This window comes from Streptomyces sp. BE303 (assembly GCF_036290945.1).
Lineage (GTDB): Bacteria > Actinomycetota > Actinomycetes > Streptomycetales > Streptomycetaceae > Kitasatospora.
In genome coordinates, this window is the sequence record NZ_JAQYWZ010000648.1 from 1 (window position 1) to 482 (window position 482).

1 pseudogene is annotated in these 482 nt (G+C 75.1%); it reads left to right on the forward strand.

The features are described from left to right. Window positions 1-98 precede the first annotated feature (98 nt). Window positions 99-482, forward strand: a pseudogene (locus PUR56_RS15290) (hypothetical protein); the annotation flags it as partial.

Here is a 482-nt window from a genome sequence, read left to right on the forward strand (position 1 = left end):
AGGGGCCGTGGCCGCGTCCGGCCCGGGAAGGGGTTCGTGACGCGGCCCGCCGCCACGCGCTTGCCCACCCCGCGTGGGGCCACCGGAAGGTCTGGGCGATGTGCCGGTGGGACGGCCACCAGGTCTCACAGGCCACCGTGCTGCGGCTGCTGCGCGACGAGGGCCTGCTGCTGGAGGGGAACTACCAGCGCGAGCGCCGACAGCTCGCCGCCCGGCGCGAGGCCGTGTTCGCGACCGAGCCGACCGGCCCGAACCAGGTCTGGCAGCTGGACTTCTCCGAGTTCGAGACGACCGGCGGCGGCACCTGGCGGCTCGCGGGCTGCCGGGACTACTGGTCGAAGTACGAGCTGGGCTGGCACGTGGCCCCGACCGCGAACCAGCACGACGCCATCGCCGCCATCGAGCTCGCCCTCGCCGAAGCCGAACGGCTCGCCGGAGCCCAGCTGGTCGACCTGGCCCGGCGCGCGACCGACGGCACCGTG